The sequence below is a fragment of the Pseudoalteromonas sp. S4741 genome (assembly GCF_005886135.1).
Lineage (GTDB): Bacteria > Pseudomonadota > Gammaproteobacteria > Enterobacterales > Alteromonadaceae > Pseudoalteromonas > Pseudoalteromonas tetraodonis.
In genome coordinates this window covers 1-266 of the sequence record NZ_PNCN01000299.1, presented here as the reverse complement: position 1 = coordinate 266, position 266 = coordinate 1, and the positions used below count along the sequence as shown (strand labels likewise).

At 39.5% G+C, this 266-nt stretch carries 1 pseudogene; it reads left to right on the top strand.

What is annotated here, in order from left to right:
• Positions 1-266: pseudogene (locus tag CWC30_RS18240) on the top strand (DMT family transporter); the annotation flags it as partial.

Here is a 266-nt window from a genome sequence, read left to right as displayed (position 1 = left end):
TACATTATTAAGGTGATCTACACTAGGCCGGAAAATAAAAAAGCGAAGTTAAGTAATACTATTATTAACGATAATGGCCGTTGGCGAAGCAGTGCTAGCTTATTGATATATGAGCTGTGTTTTTCTGTTGCTAATATCGAGCTTGATACCGGTATGGGAGCGGTTATTTTATTCTCGGCGGTGCAATTTAGTATGATTGGCTGGGGCATATATAAACAAGACCGTTTTAGGGCTATGCAATGGCTTGCATGTATAGTGGAGTTTGC